Here is a 16,442-nt window from a genome sequence, read left to right as displayed (position 1 = left end):
TCGGCCCGCACCGTCGAGCGGGAGCGGGGACCTGCGATGCTCGGATCAACTCACGGCACCCTCACCTCCGACCTCCGCGCGCGCGTCGTCGCCTGCGGCGAGCAGACCGGGGACGCCGTCCACGAAACCGCCGCCGTCACCGTGGCGGCAGGCGAAACCGACGTCAGCGGACGGCCGTTGTACGCGCCCGTGCCCGACCTCGACCGGTTCTTCCGGCCCGCGTCCGTCGCCGTCGTCGGCGCGTCCGACACCGAGGGCCGCCCGAACGCCGGCATCACCCGCCAACTCGTCGCGTGGGCCGAGCGCGTCGGGGCGCGGCTGCACCCCGTCCACCCGTCGCGCGCGTCCGTCTTCGGGCGCGCCTGCGTGCGGACCGTACGGGATCTGCCCGCCCCGGTCGACCTGGCCGTCCTCCTGGTCTCCGACCCGCTGCCCGTGATCGAGGAGCTGGCCGAGGCCAAGGTGCGGTTCGCCGTGGCCTTCGCGTCCGGATACGCCGAGACCGGTCCCGAGGGCGCGGCCGCCCAGGCGCGGCTCGCCGGGGCCGCCGAGCGGGCCGGCGTCCGGCTGCTCGGACCCAACACCAACCTCAACGCCTTCGAGCGCTTCCGCGACGACCTCGAAGGACCGGCCGTCGCGCTGATCACCCAGTCCGGGCACCAGGGCCGGCCCGTGTTCGCCCTCCAGGAACTCGGCGTACGCCTCTCGCACTGGGCGCCCACCGGGAACGAGGCGGACCTGGAGAGCGCGGACTTCCTCTCGTACTTCGCCGAGCAGCCGGAGGTCGGGGCCATCGCGTGCTACCTGGAGGGGCTGAAGGACGGGCGTTCCTTCCTGCTCGCCGCCGACCGCGCCGCGCGCCGCAAGGTGCCGGTGGTCGCGGTCAAGGTGGGCCGCACCGAGGCGGGCGCGCGCACGGCCGCCTCGCACACCGGCAAGCTCACCGGGACGGACGCGGTGGTGGACGCGGCGATGCGCCAGTACGGAGTGATCCGGGTCGACGGGCTCGACGAACTCCAGGACACCGCCGCCCTGCTGGCGCGTGCCCGCACCCCGCTCGCCGACGGGGTCGCCGTGTACGCGATATCCGGCGGCACGGGCGCGCACTTCGCGGATCTGGCGACGGCCGCGGGGCTGCGCATCCCGCGGCTCTCCGAGGCCCGGCAGGCCGAGCTGCACCAGTGGATACCGCCGTATCTGAACGTGGCGAACCCGGTCGACAACGGCGGCCACCCCGTCGGTGACGAACGGGGCCGGAAGATCATCGACGCGATCCTCGCCGACCCCGCGATCGGGGTGCTGATCTGTCCGATCACCGGCCCGTTCCCGCCGATGAGCGACCGGCTCGCGCAGGACCTGGTGGACGCCGCGGAGACCACGGACAAGCTGGTGTGCGTGGTGTGGGGGTCGCCGGTCGGGACGGAGGAGGCGTACCGGTCGACCCTGCTCGGGTCCTCACGCGTGGCGACGTTCCGCACGTTCGCCAACTGCATCACGGCCGTACGGGCCCACCTGGCGCACCACCGCTTCACCGCCGCGTACGTCTCGCCGTTCGACGAGGCACCGCGCATCCCCTCCCCGTCCTTCCGCAAGGCGCAGGCGCTGATGCGGCCGGGCGAGCAGCTGAGCGAGCACGCGGCCAAGCAGCTGCTGCGGGCGTACGGGATCCGGGTGCCGCGCGAGCAGCTGGTGACGAGCGCGGCCGCGGCGGTGCGGGCGGCGGGTCTGGTCGGGTACCCGGTCGTGATGAAGGCGTCCGCGCCGCGCCTCGCGCACAAGACCGAGCTGGGTCTGGTCAGGATCGGGCTCACCTCGGCGAGCCAGGTGCGCGACGCGTACCGGGAGCTGACCGACATCGCCCGCTACGAGGGCATCGGGCTCGACGGGGTGCTGGTGTGCCAGATGGTCGAGCGGGGAGTGGAGATGGTCGTCGGCGTCACCCAGGACGAGGTGTTCGGGCCCACGGTGACGGCGGGACTGGGGGGCGTGCTGGTGGAGGTGCTGAACGACGTGGCCGTACGCGTCCCTCCGTTCGGCGAGGACCAGGCGCGCGCGATGCTCGCCGAACTGCGCGGCCGTGCGCTGCTGGAGGGGGTGCGCGGCGGGCCGCCGGTGGATGTGGACGCGCTCGTGGAGGTGGTGCTGCGGGTGCAGCGGATGGCGCTCGAACTGGGCGGGGTGCTGTCCGAGCTGGACATCAATCCGCTGATGGTCCTGCCACGGGGCCAGGGCGCGGTGGCGCTGGACGCACTGGCGGTGTGCCGGTGACGCCGGACGTGCTGCACGCGCGCGGCGACGGCGTCTCGTGGATCACGCTGAACCGGCCCGAGGCGATGAACGCGGTCACGTGGGAGCAGCGGGAGCGGATCATCGGCCTGCTGGCCTCGGCGTCCGAGGATCCGGCCGTACGGGCCGTGGTGCTGACGGCCACGGGGCGGGGCTTCTGCGCGGGGGCGGACCTGCGCGGCCCGTCGGCCGCGACGGCCGGCGACCGGCTGCCGGGCGACGTGGCCCGGATGATCCGGCTGGGCGCGCAGCGGCTGATCGGGGCCGTACTGGACTGCGAGAAGCCGGTGATCGCGGCGGTGAGCGGGACGGCGGCCGGTATCGGGGCGCATCTGGCGTTCGCGTGCGACCTGGTGCTGGCGTCACAGGACGCGCGCTTCGTCGAGGTGTTCGTCCGGCGGGGGCTCGTGCCCGACGGCGGCGGGGCCTACCTCCTCCCCCGCCTGATCGGCCCGCAGCGCACGAAGGAGCTGATGTTCTTCGGCGACGCGCTCCCGGCGCACGACGCGGAGCGCCTCGGCCTGGTGAACCGGGTGGTACCGCCGGACGCCCTGGAGCAGACGGCCCGCACCTGGGCGAACCGCCTGGCGTCGGGCCCGACGCGGGCGCTGGCCCTGACGAAGCAGCTGGTGAACGCCTCGCTGGACACGGACCGGGCGACGTCGTTCGCGGCGGAGGCGTGGGCCCAGGAGATCACCATGACGACGCGGGACGCGGCGGAGGGCGTGACGAGCTTCAGGGAGCGGCGGACGCCGGGGTTCGAGGGCCGGTAGGGACGGGCCGGCACGATGGAGGCGGGCCACCCCGCGAAGAGGCCACTGACCGTTCTCATCTGACGTTCCGTCAGGTTCAATGGGGAGCATGATGGGACACGCGGCCATGGCCGCCACCGCCGTCCGCTACCTCCGATCCGTCGGGGCCGCGACCGCCTCGCCCGGGGCGTACGAGGTGACGCCGCGGCCGCGGTTGCGGGCCGTCGGGGAGGACGAGCGGGCCGGCGTCGACGGGCGTGAGTTCCGGCGGGTGCTCGGGAACTTCGCGAGCGGCGTCACCGTCGTCACGGCGCGCGACGCGGACGGGCCCATCGGGTTCGCGTGCCAGTCCTTCGCCTCGCTGTCGCTCGACCCGCCGCTCGTCGTCTTCATGGTCGGGCGCACCTCCACGACCTGGCCGCGCATCGCCCGCGCCGGGGTCTTCTGCGTCAACGTCCTCGCCGAGGACCAGGGGGCGCTGTGCCGGGGCTTCGCGGTGAGCGGCGCCGACAAGTTCGCGGGCGTCGGACACGGACCCGCCCCGGTGACCGGGTCCCCGCTGCTGGACGGCGTGGCGGCGTGGATCGACTGCACGGTCCAGGCCGTCCACACCGGTGGGGACCACCTCGTCGTGGTGGGCCGGGTCGAGGCCCTGGACGCCCGGGACGACGCCATGCCGCTGTTGTTCCACCGGGGGCGGTTCGGTCGGCTCGACGTCTGAATCCCGCCAAAGACGGGCGGGCCGCGCCCGATGCTGGGCGCATGGACACCAGCTACGAGGCTCTCGCCATCGCCCCCGTCGTACTGAAGCAGCTGCGCGAGCGCGACGACGCCGGGCCCGTCCCGCGCCCGTACACCGACCCGGAGGGCGGCGCCCCGCTGCGCTGCTGCCTGCGGCACAGCGAGGCCCGGGAGCGCATCGCCCTCGTCGCGTACGCGCCGCTGCGCCGCTGGGCGGCCGCGACGGGCGCCGAGCCGGGCCCGTACGACGAGGTCGGGCCCGTATTCGTGCACGCCGAGGAATGTGCGGGGCAGGCGTCCGGCCCCGGCTACCCGGCCGAACCGCACGGTGCGCGCCGGGTGTTGCGCGCCTACGGCGCCGACGGGCGCATCCTCGGCGGCACGCTCGTGCGAGGTGCCCAGGGAGCGGGCCGCCGAGGCGGACGGCATGCTGCGGGACGTGTTCGCCGGCCCGGCCGTGGCGCTGGTCCACGTGCGCGCCGTGGAGTTCGGCTGCTTCATGGTCGAGGTCCGCCGCCGCTGAGCGGACGCCGTCACCAGGCCGGCGCGGATCGCGCCGCTCGGGCGGGGTCTGCTCCGGCAGGGGGCCGGCCCGTGTCCGTGCGCAGCAGATACCCGGGGCCCGGCGGGGTTTCCTACACGGCCGCCGGCGTCACCTTCGGCAGCGGCCTGCGGCGGATGACGAGGGCCATCAGCGCCGCCGCCGCGCACAGCGCCCCCGAGGCGTACCAGACCACGTCGTACGAGCCGAACACGTCGCGCGCCACACCCCCGGCGAACGCCACCACCGCCGCGCCCACCTGGTGGGAGGCGAGGACCCAGCCGAAGACGATCGCGCTGTCCTCGCCGTAGTGCTCGCGGCACAGGGCGATGGTCGGCGGAACCGTGGCCACCCAGTCCAGGCCGTAGAAGACGATGAAGAAGATCATCGGCGGCTGCACGGACGGCGCAAGCAGCATCGGCAGGAAGAGGAGCGAGACGCCACGCAGCGCGTAGTAGACCGCGAGCAGCCTGCGCGCCTCGAAGCGGTCCGTGAACCAGCCGGACGCGATGGTGCCGACGACGTCGAAGACGCCGATGACGGCGAGCAGCGACGCGGCCGCCGTGATCGGCATGCCGTGGTCGTGGGCCGCCGGCACGAAGTGAGTCTTGACCAGGCCGTTCGTCGAGGCGCCGCAGATCGCGAAGGTGCCGGCGAGCAGCCAGAACGGGCCGGTGCGAGCCGCCTTGAACAGGACGGTGAGCGCGCGGCGGGCCGCCCCCGGCACGGGGTCGGGCTTGGGCGTGAAGCCCTCGGCGCCGTATGCCGCGAGGCCCACGTCGGCCGGGTGGTCGCGCAGCAGCAGCCATACGAACGGGACGACGGCGACCGCCGCGAGCGCGACGGTGACCGCTGCGGGCCGCCACTCGTGGTGCTCCACCAGCCAGGACAGCAGGGGCAGGAAGACGAGCTGCCCGGACGCGCCCGCCGCGGTGAGGATGCCGGTGACCAGGCCCCGGCGCTTGACGAACCAGCGGTTGGTGACGGTCGCGGCGAACGCGAGCGCCATCGAGCCGGAGCCGAGGCCGACGAGGATGCCCCAGTACAGGACGAACTGCCACGGCTCGGTCATCCACACCGTGAGGACGGAGCCCGCCGCGATCACGGAGAGGGCGACCGCGACGACCCGGCGGATACCGAACCGGTCCATGAGCGCCGCGGCGAACGGCGCGGTGAGCCCGTACAGCGCGAGGTTCACCGAGACGGCGAACCCGATCGTCCCGCGCGACCAGTCGAACTCCGAGTGCAGCGGCTCGATCAGCAGGCCCGGCAGGGAGGCGAAGGCGGCGGCGCCGATGATCGTCACGAAGGTGACGGCGGCGACGAACCACGCGCGGTGGACACGAGGAGGACGGCGAAGGGGCTGCTGGGAGCCGGTGTGCGGGGCGGTTGTCTGGGTCACGTCACACAGCTTCGGCGTTCGTACCGCGCACAACGAGTGGCCCGAAGGACAGCATTCGCTAGGATCGGGCCATGACCGAGGTGAGAAGGCATCGGGTGGTGGTCCTGGCGCTGACCGGGCTGCTCCCCTTCGAGCTGGGCATTCCGCACCGCATCTTCGGCCGCGCCAAAGACGCCGAGGGCCGTCTCCTGTACGAGATCCTCACGTGTGCTCTCACCGCGGGCCCGGTCCGGACGGACGCCGACTTCGCGGTGACCGTCGGGCACGGCCCCGAGGTGCTGGCCACCGCCGACACGGTCGTGGTCCCCGCCTCGTACGAGCTCGGGCCCGTCTACGAGGAGGGACGCCTCACCGACGAGCTGGCCGCGGCCCTCGCGTACCTCCGGCCGGGCACCCGCATGGTCTCGATCTGCACCGGCGGCTACGTCCTCGCCGCGGCGGGCTACCTCGACGGCCGGCCCGCCACCACGCACTGGTCGTCGGCCGAGCACTTCCAGCGGCTGTTCCCGTCCGTACGGGTCGACGCCGACGTCCTGTTCATCGACGACGGCGACGTGCTCACCTCGGCGGGCGTCGCGGCCGGGATCGACCTGTGCCTGCACATCGTGCGCCGCGACCACGGCACGGCCGTCGCCAACGAGGTCGCGCGCCGCACGGTGGTCCCGCCGCACCGGGACGGCGGCCAGGCCCAGTTCATCCACCGCCCCCTCCCCGAACCGCAGATGGCGACCACCACCGCGGCCCGCGCCTGGGCGCTCGCCCGCCTCCACGAGCCGATCCAGCTGCGCGACATGGCCGCGCAGGAGTCGATGTCCGTACGGACCTTCACGCGGCGCTTCCGCGAGGAGGCCGGCGTCAGCCCCGGCCAGTGGATCACCCAGCAGCGCGTGGAGCGGGCCCGGCACCTGCTGGAGTCCACGGACCTGTCGGTGGACCAGGTCGCGCGGGACGCGGGCTTCGGCACGGCCCAGTCGATGCGCCAGCACCTGCAGTCGGCGCTGGGGGTGCCTCCGACGGTCTACCGCCGGACGTTCCGCGCGGCGGCGGGAAGCAACTGACCGGGCCGTCCCCGGGGTTCGGCACCCGCCGCCGGGCGGCGCCTGCGCGCCGTACGGCGGGGGTGCGCCGTACGGCGGGGGTGCGCCGTACGGCGGGGGTGCGCCGTACGGCGGGGGTGCGCCGTACGGCGGGGGTGCGCCCGGCTCAGAAGGTCAGCACCCCGCGCGCCACCCGCCCGTGGTGCGCGTCGTCCGCCGCCTTCGCGAAGTCCTCGACCGGGTAGGTCTCGGTGACGAGTTCGTCGAGCAGCAGCTCGCCCCGCCGGTACAGCTCGGCGTAGAGCGCGATGTCGTGCTGCGGCCGCGACGACCCGTAACGGCAGCCGAGGACCGACTTGTCCAGGAACAGCGACGCCGGCAGGAACGTGGCCTCCGCCGCGGGTGGGGTCATGCCCAGCAGGACCGCCTGCCCGCGCCGGTCGAGGAGGTCGATCGCCTGCCTGACCAGCGCGGGGCTTCCGACGCACTCGAAGACGTGGTCGGCGCCGGTCGGCAGGACGTCCCGCACGGCGCCGGCGGAGGTGAGGAAGTCCGTCGCGCCGAACCGGCGCGCCATCGCCTCCTTCGCCGGGTTGGCGTCGACCGCGACGATCGCGGACGCGCCCGCGATACGGGCGCCCTGGACGACATTGAGCCCGATGCCGCCGGCGCCGATCACGACGACGGTCTCGCCGCGTCCGGTCCCGGCCCGGTTCAGTACGGCGCCGACGCCGGTGAGGGCCGCGCAGCCGATGAGCGCGGCGGAGGCGAGGGGGATGTCGGCGGGGATGCTCACCGCCTGCACGGCCTTGACGACCGTGCGCTCGGCGAAGGCGGAGTTGGCGGCGAACTGGAACACCGGCGTGCCGCCGCGCGAGAACGGCCGGCCGGGGCGGCCGATCGCACGCCGGCACATCGTCGGGCGCCCCCGGTCGCAGTCGGCGCACGTCCCGCAGTTCGCGAGGGTCGACAGGCAGACGTGGTCGCCGGGCGCGACATGGCCGACACCGGGGCCGACCGCCTCGACGATCCCCGCGCCCTCGTGGCCGAGGACGACCGGGGAAGGGAAGGGGATCGTTCCGTCGATCACCGACAGGTCGCTGTGGCACAGCCCGGCGGCGGCGATCGCGACGAGGACCTCGCCGGGACCGGGATCGCGTACCTCCAGGTCGTCGACGACCTGCGCCCGCGTGCCGTCGAACACCACGCCTCTCATGGCCTCGGCTCCTTGGGAAGGCCGAGCGCGTGCTCGGCGACGACGGTGCGCCGGATCTCGTGCGAGCCGCCGTGGACGGTGCCGGCGGCCCGGAAGGCGGGGTCACCGCTGACGACGTCGACGTTCATGGGGTGCTCCTGTCACGCGTTCGGGCGGGCGCCCTGGGCCGCCGCTGCGGACATGGCGGCGACATGCGACAGCAGCGGCATCGGGTCCGTGCCCACCGTGCCCGGGAGGGTGCGGGCGATGCGTTCCGGCGTCCAGGCGCCGCCCTCCGCGTACGCCGCGCGGAGCTCTCTCGGCTGGGCCCAGACCGCGATCTTGGGGCCGGCCACCGTGTACACCTGGCCCGTGATGCCCTCCGCGTGCGCGGCGGCGGAGAGCAGGTAGACCACGAGCGCCGCCACGTCCTCCGGGTCGCCGATCCCGGTCAGTTCCACGGGGACGTTCGCCGACATGCGGGTGCGGGCGACGGGGGCCACCGCGTTCGCCGTGACGCCGTACTTGTGGAGGCCGAGCGCCGCGCTGCGGACCAGCGAGATGACGCCGCCCTTCGCCGCCGCGTAGTTGGCCTGGGACACCGATCCCTGGTGGTTGCCGCTGGTGAAGCCGATCAGCGTGCCCGCTCCCTGCCGCCGCATCACCGCGGACGCCGCCCGGAAGACGGTGAACGTGCCCTTGAGATGGGTGGCGACGACCGGGTCCCACTCCTCCTCGGTCATGTTGAACAGCATCCGCTCGCGCAGGATCCCGGCCACGCACACGACCCCGTCGAGCCGCCCGTACCGCTCCAGCGCGACGTCGACGACCCGCTGCCCGCCCGCCATCGTGGAGATGTCGTCGGCGACCCCGACCGCGTCGCCGCCCGCCGCCTCGATCTCCTTGACGACGCCCGCCGCTATCTCGCTCGTCGGTTCGCCTCCCGCGACGGAGACGCCGTAGTCGTTGACGACGACCTTCGCGCCCTCGGCCGCGGCGGCGCGGGCGACCGCGCGTCCGATGCCGCGTCCCGCGCCGGTCACGGCAACCACCTTGTCTGCCAAGAAGTTCCCCACGCCCGGCCCCTTCCCGAGAAATCTGACGGACCGTTAGATTCTTGGCCCGTCGGACAGCCGAGCACAAGCCCCAGGAGGCGCCATGTCCCTGCCGGCCGAGTTCCACGAGATCGCCAAACGTGTCAACAACTGGGGGCGGTGGGGGGCCGACGACGAGATCGGCACACTGAACCTGATCACCCCGGCCGCCGTGCGGGACGCCGTCGCCACCGTCACGCAGGGGCTGCGCGTCCCGCTCGCGCTCCCGCTCCGGCAGGACGGCGTCCAGACCGGCGTCATTCCGGGGCGCGTCAACCCCCTGCACACCATGGTGCAGATCAACCAGGAGCTTTTCGGCCCCGGCACCGTCGCCACCAGCGACGACGTGGTGACGATGGGGCTGCAGTGCGCGACGCACTGGGACGCGCTCCCCCACGCCTCGCACTCGGGCGTGCTCTACAACGGCCGCCCCGCCGCCTCCATCACCCCCCACGGCGGCGCCGGCTTCAGCGGCATCGGCACCGTCCCGCCGGTCGTCTCACGGGGCGTCCTGCTCGACGTCGCCCGCGCGAAGGGCATGGACGCGCTGCCCGGCGACCACGCCGTCACGCCCGAGGACCTGGACGAGGCCGCGGAGTTCGGCCGGGTCACGGTCCGGTCCGGTGACCTCGTCCTCGTACGGACGGGGCAGATGCGACGCCTGCTGGAGGGGGACAGGCACGGCTACGGTTATCCCTCGCCCGGCCTGTCCGTCCGCACACCCGAGTGGTTCCACACCCGTGACGTCGCGGCCGTCGCCAACGACACGCTCGCCTTCGAGATCTTCCCGCCGGAGATCGAGAACCTCTGGCTGCCCGTGCACGCGCTCCACCTGGTGGAGATGGGCCTGCTCCAGGGTCAGAACTGGAACCTGGAGGAGCTGTCCGCGGCCTGCGCGGAACTGGGGCGTCACGCCTTCCTGCTGTGCGCCATGCCGGAACCGTTCGTCGGCGGCACCGGCACGCCCGTCGCTCCGGTGGCCGTCCTCTAGACGGGGCCTCAGGCGTCAGGCACCGCGCGCCGTCGCGCGCAGCGTGCCGTACGACCCGATCCCGTACGTCACCTCGTGCACGCGCGGCCCCGCGTGCGGCGCCTCCCGTACGGGACGGGGACATCGGTCCACCTCGCACCAGATGGACTTGCCCGCGCCCTCCGCACGCCAGCCCCAGCGATCCGCGAGCCCGTCGACGAGTTCGAGCCCGCGGCCGTTCGTGTCCTCGCCCTCCGCGCGCCGGCGCAGAGGCGGGCAGGCGCTGCTGTCGGCGACCTCGACCCGCACGGTCCCCACCTCCGCGGGACTCCCGCCGAACAGCATCCGCAGCACCGCCGGACACCCCGTGTGCACCACGGCGTTGGTCACGAGCTCCGAGATCAGCAGGATCAACGTCTCGGCCAGCGCCTCGTCGTCACCCACCCCTGACCGCACGAGGCGTGAACGGGCCCACCTGCGCGCCCGCCCCACCTCCGCGGGATCGGGCCCGACCTCCAACTGCACCTGAAGCACCTGCACCGCTCACACCATCCGAACCGGCGGACACATCGCCTTGCGCCTCACAGTCATCACGGAACGTGATTCCCTTGCAGGACAGCATGGTTGACGTTCTGTCACCACAACAAGCGCTTCGGGCATATTCCAGCGTGACGGAGTACCCATGGTGCATACTGTGCGACGCACCTCGCGGGGAGTCGAACACAGGCTCGCAGTCCGCACACGCACCGGCCGATCAGCGCGCATCGGCAGGCCCGGACCGGCCGGACCGGCCGCACCGTGACGCCTCGTCCTCGCAGCGACTCGCATCTGATGGAGCGTACCGGAGCGGCATGACGACTCCGGGCCGTGACGAGTCGCCCGAAGGACACAACCCGATATCGACGCTCGGTGACTCTTCACAGTGCTGAGGCCAATGCCTGTGCCTGCGTCTCCTGCGCCTCCGCCGCCGTGAGCCACGTCCCGGCCCGCAACCAGGCGCGCTTGAGATGGAGATGGACGTCCGACTCCCAGGTGAAGCCCGTCCCGCCGAAGACCTGGAGACAGTCCCGCGCTCCCTGCACGGCCGCGTCGTCGGCGAGGAGTTTGGCCCCGCCGATGTCGACGGGGTCGGCGGTGACGGCCGCGGCGTAGACGGCGCAGCGGGCGAGTTCCGTGCGGACGAGCATGCCGGCGCACAGGTGCGCCACGGCCTGGAAGGAGCCGATGGGCCGGCCGAACTGGGTGCGCTCGCGGGCGTATCGCGCGGCCGTGTCCGTCGTCCTGACCGCCGAACCGAGCTGTTCGGCGGCGGTGAGCAGCACCGCGACGGGGTCGGGCGGCCCGCCGCGCCCGCCGGTGTCCCGGTGCAGGGGCGTCAGCGGGTCGAGGGACCGTACGGGCAAGGGTTCGGTGAGCTCCCCGAGAACGGCGTCGGCGGCGTCCAGCCAGGGCACGAGCGCGCCGTCGGACGCGGTGACGACCGTCTCGCCGGTGGCGGCGCCGGGGATCCGGCCCGCCGCGAGGTGCGTGGCGACCAACGGGCCCGGCAGCAGGGCCCGGCCGGCCTCCTCGAAGGCGAGAACCGCCTCCGGGAGGCCCAGTCCGACGCCGCCGTCCGCCTCCGGAAGCCGCAGGGAGAAGAATCCGGCGGCCCCCAACTCCCGCCACAGCCCGCGGTCGAGCCGGGGCTCCGCCACAGCGGCGCGCAGCGCATCGCCGTCGAAGCGGGCGGACAGCAGGGCACGCACGCCCGCGCGCAGGGCCCGCTGGTCGTCGGTGAGCCGGAAGTCCATCAGCGCCCCTTCGGCAGGCCGAGTATCCGCTCGGCGACGATGTTCCGCTGGATCTGCGAGGTGCCGGCGGCGATCGTGTACGACAGGGAGGAGAGCCGGTCGCGCGTCCAGTCGTGGCCGAGGTCGAACGCGTCGGGGCCGAGGACGTCGGCGGCCGCGTCGTACAGCTCCTGACGGGCGTGCGAGTAGCGGAGCTTGAAGACGGAGCCGCCGGTGCCGGGGACGCCGCCGGTGGCGGCGGCCTCGCTCACGTTCCACTGCACGAGCCGCCACAGAGCGGCGAACTCGGCGTGCAGCCTGCCCAGTCTGCGACGCAGCACGGTGTCGTCCCAGCGGCCGTTGTCGCGGGCCGCGCGGGCCAGACGGGCCAGGGTGCGGCGGCAGGCGACGACCTCTCCGGCGAAGGCGGTGCCGCGCTCGAAGGAGAGCGTGATCATGGTGACCCGCCAGCCGTCGTTCTCCTCGCCCACCCGGTTGGCCGCCGGCACCCGCACCTCGTCGAGGAACACCTCGGCGAACTCGGCCGATCCGGCAAGGGTGCGCAGCGGCCGCACGGTGATGCCGGGGGCGTCCATCGGCATCGCGAGCCAGGTGATGCCGCGGTGTCCGCGGGTGTCGGAGCCGGTGCGGACGAGGAGTTCGCACCAGTCGGCGACCTCCGCGTGCGAGGTCCAGATCTTGGAGCCGGTCACGACGTAGTCGTCGCCGTCGCGGACGGCGCGGGTGCGCAGCGCGGCGAGGTCGGAGCCGGCGTCCGGTTCGCTGAAGCCCTGGCACCAGATCTCGTCGCCGCGCAGGATCGGCGTCAGCCAGCGCTCCCGCTGTCCGGGGGTGCCCTCGGCGGCGATGGTGGGCCCGGCGTGGAGCAGTCCGACGAAGTTGGCGCCGACGTAGGGGGCGCCGGCGAGCTCCGTCTCCTCCAGGAAGACCAGCCGCAGGGCGGGCGGGGCGTTCGTGTGCACGTCCCCGTACCCGGCGTCGTACAGCGCGCGCTGCCAGGCGGTGTCGTACGCGCGCCGGGCCGGCCAGTCCTCCGGCGGCGGCTTCGGCGGGAGCTTCGGGAGGGCGACGGCGAGCCAGGCGCGCAGCCGGGCCCGGAACTCCTCCTCCTCGGCCGTACTGCCCAGGTCCATCAGACGAGGTCCAGGCCGAGCATGCGGATCGCGTTGCCCCGCATGAGCTTGTACACCGTCTCGTCGTCGAGGTCCTTCACGTGGTCGAGCGCGACCTCCTTGGTGTGCGGGAAGGTCGAGTCGACGTGCGGGTAGTCGGTCTCGAAGGTGGCGTTGTCGCGGCCGACGGTGTCGATCGAGGCGATGCCGTGCTTGTCGCGGAAGAAGCAGCAGAAGATCTGCCGGTAGTAGTAGGTGGAGGGCGGTTCGGGGATCAGGTCGCGCACACCGCCCCAGGCGCGGTGCTCCTCCCACACGTCGTCGGCCCGTTCGAGGGCGTACGGGATCCAGCCCATCTGCCCCTCGCTGTAGGCGAGCGTGAGCCGGGGGAACCTCACCAGGACGCCGCTGAAGAGGAAGTCCGTCATCGAGGCCATGGCGTTGTTGAAGCTGAGCGACGCCTGGACGGCGGGCGGGGCGTCGGGGGACGCGGCGGGCATCTGGGAGCTGGACCCGATGTGCATGTTGACGACCGTGCCGGTGTCCTGGCAGGCGGCGAAGAAGGGGTCCCAGTACCCTGAGTGGATGGACGGGAGCCCGAGGTGGGTCGGGATCTCGGAGAAGGTCACCGCCCTCACGCCCCGCGCGGCGTTCCGCCCGATCTCCGCCACCGCGAGGCCGACGTCCCACAGCGGGACGATGCACAGGGGGACGAGCCGGCCGCCGCTGTCGCCGCACCACTCCTCGACCATCCAGTCGTTGTAGGCGCGCACGCAGGCGAGGGCGACCTCCTTGTCGTGGGCCTCGGCGAAGGTCTGCCCGCAGAAGCGGGGGAAGGTGGGAAAGCACAGGGACGCCTCGACATGGTTGAGATCCATGTCCTTGAGCCGTTCCGTCGGGTCCCAGCACCCGGGGCGCATCTCCGCGCGTGTGATCCCCTCCAGCGTCATGTCGTCGCGGTCGAAGCCGACGGCGGCGATGTTGCGTTTGTACGGGAACTTCAGGTCCTCGTAGATCCACCAGTCGGCCGGCGGCCCGTCCGGGTCCATCGTGATGCGGTATTTGCCGCCCACGTAGGCGAGCTCGCCGATCCCCGCGGTCAGGGGCTTGGGCCCGCGGTCGCGGTACCGGGCCGGCAGCCAGGTCTCGAAGAGGTGCGCGGGCTCGATCACATGGTCGTCGACGCTCACGATCCGGGGCAGTTCCTGTTCCACCGGGGCCTCCGCTGCGGACGGGTTCGACCGTTTCTGACGGTTCGTCAGCTCCCAGGCTAGTCCCGCACCCCTGGACCGACAAGGCGCGGAGCCCTACGCTCTGCGCACCATCTGACTACCCGTCAGTTACGGAGGTCCGGCGATGAACGAGACCGCACACGCACTCGGCGCGTCACGCACCCTGTGGGAGCTCGTCGACCGGCGCGCCGCGCTCACCCCGGGCCGCCCCGTCCTTCTCCAGGAGGAGCGCACCCTCAGCTTCGGCGGGCTGCGCGAGCGCGCCGAGCGGGTCGCGGGCCGGGCTGTACGGCATGGGCGTACGCCCCGGCACGGTCGTCGCCTGGCAGCTGCCCACCCGCATCGAGACCGTGCTGCTGACCGTCGCCCTCGCCAGGATCGGCGCCGTGCAGAGCCCCGTGATCCCCTTCTACCGGGACCGCGAGACCGGTTTCGCGCTGCGCGAGTCCAAGGCGGAGTTCTTCGCCGTGCCCGGTGAGTGGCGGGGCTTCGACCACACGGCGATGGCCGGACGGCTCGGGGCGCGCGGCGTCTTCGAGGCGTACGGGACACTGCCCGACGGCGACCCGGCCGTGCTGCCCGAGCCGCCCTCGTCGGGGACCGGCGTGCGCTGGATCTACTGGACCTCCGGCACCACGTCCGACCCGAAGGGCGTCCTGCACACGGACCGCTCCCTGATCGCGGGTGGCTCGTGTCTCGCCCACGCGCTGCGCCTGACCCTCGACGACGTCGGCTCGATCGCCTTTCCCTTCGCGCACATCGGGGGCCTGGACTACCTCGTGATGCTGCTGCTGTACGGGTTCCCGGCGGTCCTCTTCGAGCGGTTCGCGCTGCCCGACGCGCTGGCCGAGTACCGCAGGCACGGCGTCACGACGGCCGGCGGCTCCACCGCGTTCTACGCGATGTTCCTCGCCGAACAGCGCAAGCGGCCCGGCGAGAAGCTCATCCCGACCCTGCGGCTGCTCGCGGGCGGCGGCGCGCCCAAGCCGCCGGAGCTGTACCACGCCGTCGTCAGCGAGCTGGGCTGCGCGCTCACCCACGGCTACGGCATGACCGAGGTCCCCATGATCACCATGAACGCACCCGACGACACCCCCGAGAACCTCGCCCGCACCGAGGGCCGGCCGCCCGCCGGGATGGAGATCCGCATCATCGACGGCGAGATCCGGCTCCGCGGCGAGGCCGTCTGCCGGGGCTATCTGGGAGCCGCGGAGAGCCCGTTCGACTCCGAGGGCTTCCTGCGGACGGGCGACCTCGGCCACCTCACCGACAGCGGCCACCTCGTGCTCACCGGCCGGGCCAAGGACGTGATCATCCGCAAGGGAGAGAACATCTCGGCCCAGGAGATCGAGGACCTGCTGCACACGCATCCGGCGGTGGGCGACGCCGCGGTGATCGGACTGCCCGACGCGGAACGCGGCGAGCGTGTCTGCGCGGTGGTCGAACGTGCCCGGGGCGCGGACGACCCCACGCTCGGGGAACTCCGTTCCCACCTGCGGTCATCGGGCCTGGCGGTGCACAAACTGCCGGAACAACTGGAGGTGGTGGACGCACTCCCCCGCAACGAGACGCTGCGGAAGGTGCTCAAGTACAGGCTCAGGGAGCGCTACGCCTGACCGGCGCGGGGTGGGGCCGCCCAGTGCGCCCGGCGGCCCGGGACCGTCTTGTCACCTGGGCTGCTCGGGGGTGACGCAGTACGCGGCGAACGCCGTCAGGATCTCCTCCTCGGAGATCCTGCCGTCGCCGTCCGTGTCCAGCGCCGCCGCGGCCTGCTCCGCGACCGGCGCGTCGACGCCGAGGGCGCGCATCACGCGGGCGGCCGACGCGGGGGTGACACCGGCGCCGTCCTCCTCGGCGACGGCGACGACGGCGTGCAGGAACGGGCGGGCGATCTCGCCGAACCGCTGGGGGTTGTCGCGCAGCCGCTTCACCGCGCCGGTCACGAACTCCTGCCGGCTGACCCGCTGGTCCCCGTCCACGTCGGCGATCCCGGCCATGCCCTGCCAGAACGCCTCGGCGCCGCTGTAGAGGGCCTGCCCCTTGACGGAGCGTGCCGTCACGGAGAACTCGGCGAGGACCGAGGCCGCGGCCTTGCTGAAGTCCTCGCGGTCGATGGAGCCGTTGCCGTCCTGATCGAAAGCGGCGAAGCGGGAAGCGATCTTCCGCTCGTACTCTGCGCTGTCCATGGCGGGAGCGTAGAGCCCCGGGCGCTGACGCGTGTACACACCCGGTGAATTACCGGGCGGCGACTTCGGGAAGACGCGCCGGTGACCGAACGGGGTCGCGT

General features: G+C 73.2%; 14 protein-coding genes and 2 pseudogenes. 7 read left to right on the top strand and 9 right to left on the bottom strand.

The genetic code is table 11. The features are described from left to right. Nucleotides 1–36: 36 nt before the first annotated feature. The 4 genes and pseudogenes from QFZ82_RS22895 to QFZ82_RS22880 all read left to right on the top strand — a co-directional run bounded on the left by QFZ82_RS22895 (nucleotide 37) and on the right by QFZ82_RS22880 (nucleotide 4,302). Nucleotides 37–2,268 carry an acetate--CoA ligase family protein gene (locus tag QFZ82_RS22895; protein WP_307714927.1) on the top strand — a complete coding sequence of 744 codons (2,232 nt, stop codon included), beginning with the start codon at nucleotides 37–39 and terminating at the stop codon, nucleotides 2,266–2,268. Further along, nucleotides 2,259–3,059, top strand: a complete 801-nt coding sequence (locus QFZ82_RS22890) for an enoyl-CoA hydratase/isomerase family protein (protein ID WP_307714926.1) — start codon at nucleotides 2,259–2,261, stop codon at nucleotides 3,057–3,059. Before QFZ82_RS22895 ends, QFZ82_RS22890 begins: the two co-directional genes overlap by 10 nt. Before the next feature lie 106 nt (nucleotides 3,060–3,165). Beyond that, complete coding sequence (locus QFZ82_RS22885) at nucleotides 3,166–3,759, top strand: flavin reductase family protein (RefSeq protein ID WP_307717810.1); 594 nt, start codon at nucleotides 3,166–3,168, stop codon at nucleotides 3,757–3,759. 41 nt (nucleotides 3,760–3,800) lie between these two features. Continuing rightward, nucleotides 3,801–4,302, top strand: a pseudogene (locus tag QFZ82_RS22880) (DUF1203 domain-containing protein). Nucleotides 4,303–4,414: 112 nt separating this feature from the next. Here QFZ82_RS22880 and QFZ82_RS22875 read toward each other — a convergent pair. Further along, a complete protein-coding gene (locus tag QFZ82_RS22875; protein WP_307714925.1) occupies nucleotides 4,415–5,722 on the bottom strand; it encodes an MFS transporter in 1,308 nt (435 codons plus the stop codon). Between the two features lie 71 nt (nucleotides 5,723–5,793). Between QFZ82_RS22875 and QFZ82_RS22870 the strand changes: the two genes are divergently transcribed. Beyond that, nucleotides 5,794–6,780, top strand: a complete 987-nt coding sequence (locus QFZ82_RS22870; RefSeq protein ID WP_307714924.1) for a GlxA family transcriptional regulator — start codon at nucleotides 5,794–5,796, stop codon at nucleotides 6,778–6,780. A 145-nt stretch (nucleotides 6,781–6,925) separates the two neighbouring features. Here the strand turns inward: QFZ82_RS22870 and QFZ82_RS22865 are convergent, their stop codons facing one another. Genes QFZ82_RS22865 through QFZ82_RS22855 form a run of 3 tightly spaced genes read right to left on the bottom strand, consistent with a single transcriptional unit; the run spans nucleotide 6,926 to nucleotide 9,030 of the window. Then, a complete protein-coding gene (locus QFZ82_RS22865; RefSeq protein WP_307714923.1) occupies nucleotides 6,926–7,975 on the bottom strand; it encodes a Zn-dependent alcohol dehydrogenase in 1,050 nt (349 codons plus the stop codon). Further along, nucleotides 7,972–8,103 carry a hypothetical protein gene (locus QFZ82_RS22860; RefSeq protein ID WP_307714922.1) on the bottom strand — a complete coding sequence of 44 codons (132 nt, stop codon included), beginning with the start codon at nucleotides 8,101–8,103 and terminating at the stop codon, nucleotides 7,972–7,974. Before QFZ82_RS22860 ends, QFZ82_RS22865 begins: the two co-directional genes overlap by 4 nt. Before the next feature lie 12 nt (nucleotides 8,104–8,115). After that, nucleotides 8,116–9,030 carry an SDR family NAD(P)-dependent oxidoreductase gene (locus QFZ82_RS22855; RefSeq protein WP_307714921.1) on the bottom strand — a complete coding sequence of 305 codons (915 nt, stop codon included), beginning with the start codon at nucleotides 9,028–9,030 and terminating at the stop codon, nucleotides 8,116–8,118. Nucleotides 9,031–9,112: 82 nt separating this feature from the next. Between QFZ82_RS22855 and QFZ82_RS22850 the strand changes: the two genes are divergently transcribed. After that, nucleotides 9,113–10,039 (top strand): cyclase family protein, encoded by a 927-nt coding sequence (locus tag QFZ82_RS22850; RefSeq protein ID WP_307714920.1) that lies wholly within the window; start codon nucleotides 9,113–9,115, stop codon nucleotides 10,037–10,039. Between the two features lie 15 nt (nucleotides 10,040–10,054). Here the strand turns inward: QFZ82_RS22850 and QFZ82_RS22845 are convergent, their stop codons facing one another. From QFZ82_RS22845 to QFZ82_RS22830, 4 genes are all read right to left on the bottom strand, one after another. Then, nucleotides 10,055–10,558 carry an ATP-binding protein gene (locus tag QFZ82_RS22845; RefSeq protein ID WP_307714919.1) on the bottom strand — a complete coding sequence of 168 codons (504 nt, stop codon included), beginning with the start codon at nucleotides 10,556–10,558 and terminating at the stop codon, nucleotides 10,055–10,057. A gap of 377 nt (nucleotides 10,559–10,935) precedes the next feature. Then, nucleotides 10,936–11,811, bottom strand: a complete 876-nt coding sequence (locus tag QFZ82_RS22840) for an acyl-CoA dehydrogenase family protein (RefSeq protein ID WP_307714918.1) — start codon at nucleotides 11,809–11,811, stop codon at nucleotides 10,936–10,938. Next, nucleotides 11,811–12,944 carry an acyl-CoA dehydrogenase family protein gene (locus QFZ82_RS22835; RefSeq protein ID WP_307714917.1) on the bottom strand — a complete coding sequence of 378 codons (1,134 nt, stop codon included), beginning with the start codon at nucleotides 12,942–12,944 and terminating at the stop codon, nucleotides 11,811–11,813. Before QFZ82_RS22835 ends, QFZ82_RS22840 begins: the two co-directional genes overlap by 1 nt. Next, complete coding sequence (locus QFZ82_RS22830) at nucleotides 12,944–14,137, bottom strand: amidohydrolase family protein (protein WP_307714916.1); 1,194 nt, start codon at nucleotides 14,135–14,137, stop codon at nucleotides 12,944–12,946. The genes QFZ82_RS22835 and QFZ82_RS22830 overlap by 1 nt, the downstream gene beginning before the upstream one ends. A gap of 142 nt (nucleotides 14,138–14,279) precedes the next feature. Between QFZ82_RS22830 and QFZ82_RS22825 the strand changes: the two are divergent. Continuing rightward, nucleotides 14,280–15,771 (top strand): annotated as a pseudogene (locus QFZ82_RS22825) (class I adenylate-forming enzyme family protein). Between the two features lie 51 nt (nucleotides 15,772–15,822). Here QFZ82_RS22825 and QFZ82_RS22820 read toward each other — a convergent pair. Continuing rightward, nucleotides 15,823–16,341 (bottom strand): EF-hand domain-containing protein, encoded by a 519-nt coding sequence (locus tag QFZ82_RS22820; RefSeq protein WP_307714915.1) that lies wholly within the window; start codon nucleotides 16,339–16,341, stop codon nucleotides 15,823–15,825. Nucleotides 16,342–16,442: the final 101 nt, after the last annotated feature.

Source organism: Streptomyces sp. V4I23 (assembly GCF_030817975.1).
GTDB lineage: Bacteria > Actinomycetota > Actinomycetes > Streptomycetales > Streptomycetaceae > Streptomyces.
The sequence above is the reverse complement of the archived record's forward strand: the minus strand, read 5'-3'. Positions and strand labels throughout refer to the sequence as shown.

What these genes read in the sequence shown, in the direction of transcription:
- QFZ82_RS22895 (WP_307714927.1), top strand. Translation starts at nt 37, where the DNA reads ATGCTCGGATCAACTCACGGCACCCTCACCTCCGACCTCCGCGCGCGC.
- QFZ82_RS22885 (WP_307717810.1), top strand. Translation starts at nt 3,166, where the DNA reads ATGGCCGCCACCGCCGTCCGCTACCTCCGATCCGTCGGGGCCGCGACC.
- QFZ82_RS22870 (WP_307714924.1), top strand. Translation starts at nt 5,794, where the DNA reads ATGACCGAGGTGAGAAGGCATCGGGTGGTGGTCCTGGCGCTGACCGGG.
- QFZ82_RS22865 (WP_307714923.1), bottom strand. Translation starts at nt 7,975, where the DNA reads ATGAGAGGCGTGGTGTTCGACGGCACGCGGGCGCAGGTCGTCGACGAC.
- QFZ82_RS22860 (WP_307714922.1), bottom strand. Translation starts at nt 8,103, where the DNA reads ATGAACGTCGACGTCGTCAGCGGTGACCCCGCCTTCCGGGCCGCCGGC.
- QFZ82_RS22850 (WP_307714920.1), top strand. Translation starts at nt 9,113, where the DNA reads ATGTCCCTGCCGGCCGAGTTCCACGAGATCGCCAAACGTGTCAACAAC.
- QFZ82_RS22840 (WP_307714918.1), bottom strand. Translation starts at nt 11,811, where the DNA reads ATGGACTTCCGGCTCACCGACGACCAGCGGGCCCTGCGCGCGGGCGTG.
- QFZ82_RS22835 (WP_307714917.1), bottom strand. Translation starts at nt 12,944, where the DNA reads ATGGACCTGGGCAGTACGGCCGAGGAGGAGGAGTTCCGGGCCCGGCTG.
- QFZ82_RS22820 (WP_307714915.1), bottom strand. Translation starts at nt 16,341, where the DNA reads ATGGACAGCGCAGAGTACGAGCGGAAGATCGCTTCCCGCTTCGCCGCT.